Source organism: Lactococcus sp. DD01 (genome assembly GCF_001578715.1).
Lineage (GTDB): Bacteria > Bacillota > Bacilli > Lactobacillales > Streptococcaceae > Lactococcus > Lactococcus petauri.
The window spans coordinates 1270160-1274026 of the sequence record NZ_KQ968939.1 but is presented as its reverse complement, the minus strand read 5'-3'; the positions used below and the strand labels follow the sequence as shown (position 1 = coordinate 1274026).

Sequence of the window (3867 nt, the reverse complement as noted above, 5' to 3'; positions counted from 1 at the left end):
TTTCATTAACCCAATGTTGCTCTTGTTCATCAAAGATTCTTAGATGAGGATTTTCATGGATAAAATCAAGTATCACTTTTCTGCTTAACCCACTATATTTAACTGCAGCATCGACAGTGACAATATCCATTTTTTCAATTGCTTTGCGTAGATTGTCCATGTTTTTATTATAACTTTTTTGACACAATACCAGAAGAGAAAGGACAGATTTATCCTATTTATCTAGATATTATGGGCAAAAAAAGAATTGCTACTTGATTTTCACTCTCAAATTTTATAAAATTGTCAAGTACCTTTGCGTACTTTAATGGAGAATTTATAGTTATGACTACAAATAAAATGGGCACAGGAACCGCTCATTCCAAATTAATTTTGATTGGAGAGCATTCGGTTGTTTATGGGCAGCCTGCAATTGCGTTACCTGTTACTATTCTGAAGACAACCGTTACAATTTCTTCTATCAAATACGGACAATATATTGAAAATAATGAATCGCGGCGCAGATTGGATGTGTTAGGAGACGAATTTGAGGGGGTACGCCAACTCATCCTACGTCTTTTAGAAAAATTCCATTCCGTAAAACTTCCATTTTCTCTGGAAATTGATTCGAATATTCCTTTGGGACGGGGATTGGGAGCATCAGCAGCTCTAGCAACAGCAATCACACGTGCCTTTTATGATTTTTTTGATGCAGAGCTAACAGATGAAATGCTCTTATCTTTTGCTAACTTCTCGGAGAATATTACGCATGGCCGCTCATCAGGAATTGATGTCGCAACCGTTAATTCGGAGTTACCGCTTTGGTTTATTAAAGGTCAAACTGCCGAATCTTTTGATATCAATCTATCTGGTTACCTGGTTATTGGAGATTCAGGTGTACATGGCTTTACTAGTCAAGCGATTAGCATAGTCAGGGAAAAATTATCAGAGAATAAGGCCAAAGCACAAGGCCATATTGAAAAGTTAGGTCAACTCTCAAAAGCTTCAAAAGATTTTCTCATGACAAATAAATTAAAAGATTTGGGGCAAGTGATGAACCAAGCGCATGAAAATCTTTCTTCACTTGGAGTTTCACACCCGCGCTTAGATACCTTAGTGGACACAGCGCTGAGAAATGGTGCTCTGGGAGCCAAGCTTACAGGCTCAGGTCTAGGTGGGGTAATGGTCGCTCTAGCAGCTAATGAAAAAGATGCAATCCGCATTAGTCAAAAGCTTTTGAAAAATGGCGCCAAGAATACCTGGATTTACTCTATATAAAATAAATAATAATCTAAAACCCTTGCAGTCATTGGCTTTCTGAGGGTTTTTATTTTACCTAAAAATCAATTAACAGAGCTTTTAACAGAGTTTCACTCAGAAATTAGCATATTTCGAGAATAATTCTAGCTCTTGATTTTTCTTCTCAGGTTCTAAGTGAGAGTATAGATCCATTGTCATTTGTAAAGTTGAGTGTCCTAATCGCTCCTGTATAACTTTATAGCTCATACCAGCGTTTAAACATAAACTTGCATGAGAATGTCTAAAGCCGTGAAATGATAGTATAGGTAATCCAGCAGCAGCCTCATAGGCTTTTAGGCGCTGTGTGAGGTGGCTATAATCCATTACTGTACCTTTTGCAGTTGGGAAAACTTGTGCTTGCTGTGGGTATCCAAGAGCCATGAAGTGGCGTTTCTGAAATAAATACCAGCGTTTAAGAGTAGAAGTAGCTTTATTGTCGATTGTAATTGTTCGATTACTTCGGTTACTCTTTGGCGTATCTTGAACTATTTTACGTTGGACAGTCGTTTTACTGATTGTAATTGTCTGCTTATCTAAGTCGACATCATTCCAAGTCAGAGCCATAGCCTCGCCGATACGTATACCAGAAGCCACAAGCACGCGCAGCAGTGCTTTAAAATACTCACTAGACCATTTATTAAGAGGCAGATTATCAACGTAAGAGAAGAGGTCTGACAGCTCAGATTTAGTGTAGAATTTGATACTTTTTTCTGCTTTTTCGATTTTTACATTTGGAACTAATACCGATTGACACGGATTATTTTCCACGATCCCCAGAGAAAGTGCATGCTGAAAGATACGACTAACGACATTAAGCTGCAGCTTGTAGTCCTTACCTTTTCCCGCATGGCGCTTTTTAATACCGTTCAATGGCTGTGCTGCACTTTTAGCCCATTCAATGACTTTTTTCTGTATCTGTGCCGTTGTAATTTTGCTGATTTTCTTTTTACCAAAAGCAGGCAAAGCATAATTATCTAAGTTTGATCGCATTTGGTCGATTGAACCGATTTTACGTTGCAGCTTGTAAAGCTCGAAGAAGCTCTCAGCAACTTCTGCAAAGGTTTCAAGCGACTGCTTACCTCTGGTGTTACCATTCTTTTTAAAATCTGATTTAAGGCGTTCAAGTTCATTCTTGACGCCTGTTTTTGTGCGCCCACGGACGTCCGTTTTAATTTGCTTACCTGTAAGCCTATCAGTGCCAATATAAGCACCACGGAGGATATAACGTACTTCTCCAGCTTTGGTCTTATATTCTTTAATATTCAATTTATTCATGTTGTTATCCTTCTATCGCTGCCAGGCAAAAGTTAAAACATGAAATTATGGGGTGTGAAAATATTTACACCCTAGTTGTCTTTATTTTTTGGGATGATATATCCTTTTTTTGCTAATACAAATTCTGAATACTCGACTATGTCTTCTCTTTCATCATTAGATAGTAGAAGAAAGTTATAAATTATTTTTTCAAATACTTGTTTGTCTTCGGGCGGTATATTAAAAGCATTATCAATAACTTCTCTAGTTTCTTGATATAACTCATTACTAGAAACTGGAAGAGACTTATCACTTTTAACATTAATGCCTAAAAATGAAGTCAACTCTTTCCCTATATCAACAGCTTCGTTTAGTAATTCAAGATCATTTTCAAAATTAGAAAATCCCAGTAAATATTTTTCTGAAACATTAAAAGCTTGAGATAATTTTTTTATTTTATCTCTCCGTGGAGCTGTTATGCCTTCTTCCCATTTTTGAATAGTTGTTTTTGAAACTTCAATTTCACGGGATAATTCGGCTCGACTCATACCTGATTTTACCCTTGATTTATGAATTCTATCTGATGTAATTGTCATAATTTATCCTACCTTTCTAACATGATTATATCAAAAACTATAAAAAACAGTAACTTTAAAGTTGACAATAAACATAAAGTTTACTATACTTATTAAGTAAACTGAAAGTTTACACGAAAGGAGGGCTACTAATATGCTTTTAACTACAGAAAGCAAACGAGCTTTAAGACGTTTGAGAGGTGAGCAAAATATCACTTGTGAAGATATAGCTAATGCCACTGGACTTCACGGCAATACCGTTAGAAAAATTATCAAAAATCCAGACGGCGAAGAAGTGAAAAATAAAACGTATGTGAAGATTATGGATTACATATCCAAAAACTACTAATTAAAGAATATGCTGCCAGGCAAAAATTAGAATATGAACAAATTAGAAAAAGCAATCTCACAAAATCCAAATGCGAAGCCTTATTATCGAAAAATCATTCTTGATTTATTGGTACAGCTCACAACGGCAAAATATCGCAGTCTGACGGCTTTTAAGAAGTCAGGCGAAGAATTGACCCAAGTGCAAAAAGAAAAGCTCAGAGCGTACACAGACAGCGTTGTCTGCATGCTTCAAGCTGGATTGGCATTTCATGAGATTAAAGAATTTTTGAAAAAATCAAATGCTCGCGCATGAAGCGATAGAAATTAAGGAAAACTAACAATGTTATTTAAAAAAACAGAAAAACAAGATGTCGAAGCAACTGAAACAGTCGAAACTCCAGAGCCATTAACACACATGGACAGCACTACG

The 3867-nt window shown here is 36.3% G+C and carries 5 protein-coding genes; 3 read left to right on the top strand and 2 right to left on the bottom strand.

Annotation, left to right across the window (positions count from 1 at the left end; all coding sequences use genetic code 11):
* The first annotated feature begins 324 nt into the window (after positions 1-324).
* Positions 325-1257, top strand: a complete 933-nt coding sequence (gene mvk / locus LACDD01_RS06155; protein WP_061413775.1) for a mevalonate kinase — start codon at positions 325-327, stop codon at positions 1255-1257.
* Between the two features lie 96 nt (positions 1258-1353).
* On the opposite strand, the gene LACDD01_RS06150 is transcribed toward mvk, so the two are convergent.
* Both LACDD01_RS06150 and LACDD01_RS06145 read right to left on the bottom strand, forming a co-directional pair.
* Entirely contained in the window at positions 1354-2553 is a 1200-nt protein-coding gene (locus tag LACDD01_RS06150) for a tyrosine-type recombinase/integrase (RefSeq protein ID WP_061413774.1), read from the bottom strand.
* A gap of 71 nt (positions 2554-2624) precedes the next feature.
* Positions 2625-3128: a helix-turn-helix domain-containing protein gene (locus LACDD01_RS06145; RefSeq protein ID WP_061413772.1), complete on the bottom strand. Its 504-nt coding sequence runs from the start codon at positions 3126-3128 to the stop codon at positions 2625-2627.
* A 133-nt stretch (positions 3129-3261) separates the two neighbouring features.
* On the opposite strand from LACDD01_RS06145, the gene LACDD01_RS06140 reads away from it, so the two are divergent.
* Together LACDD01_RS06140 and LACDD01_RS06135 are read left to right on the top strand one after the other, a co-directional pair.
* Positions 3262-3456 carry a helix-turn-helix domain-containing protein gene (locus LACDD01_RS06140; RefSeq protein WP_061413770.1) on the top strand — a complete coding sequence of 65 codons (195 nt, stop codon included), beginning with the start codon at positions 3262-3264 and terminating at the stop codon, positions 3454-3456.
* A gap of 33 nt (positions 3457-3489) precedes the next feature.
* Positions 3490-3750 carry a hypothetical protein gene (locus tag LACDD01_RS06135; protein ID WP_061413767.1) on the top strand — a complete coding sequence of 87 codons (261 nt, stop codon included), beginning with the start codon at positions 3490-3492 and terminating at the stop codon, positions 3748-3750.
* Positions 3751-3867: the final 117 nt, after the last annotated feature.

Coding starts and splice junctions, on each gene's coding strand:
- LACDD01_RS06150 (WP_061413774.1), bottom strand. CDS start 2,553: ATGAATAAATTGAATATTAAAGAATATAAGACCAAAGCTGGAGAAGTA.
- LACDD01_RS06135 (WP_061413767.1), top strand. CDS start 3,490: ATGAACAAATTAGAAAAAGCAATCTCACAAAATCCAAATGCGAAGCCT.
- LACDD01_RS06145 (WP_061413772.1), bottom strand. CDS start 3,128: ATGACAATTACATCAGATAGAATTCATAAATCAAGGGTAAAATCAGGT.
- mvk (WP_061413775.1), top strand. CDS start 325: ATGACTACAAATAAAATGGGCACAGGAACCGCTCATTCCAAATTAATT.
- LACDD01_RS06140 (WP_061413770.1), top strand. CDS start 3,262: ATGCTTTTAACTACAGAAAGCAAACGAGCTTTAAGACGTTTGAGAGGT.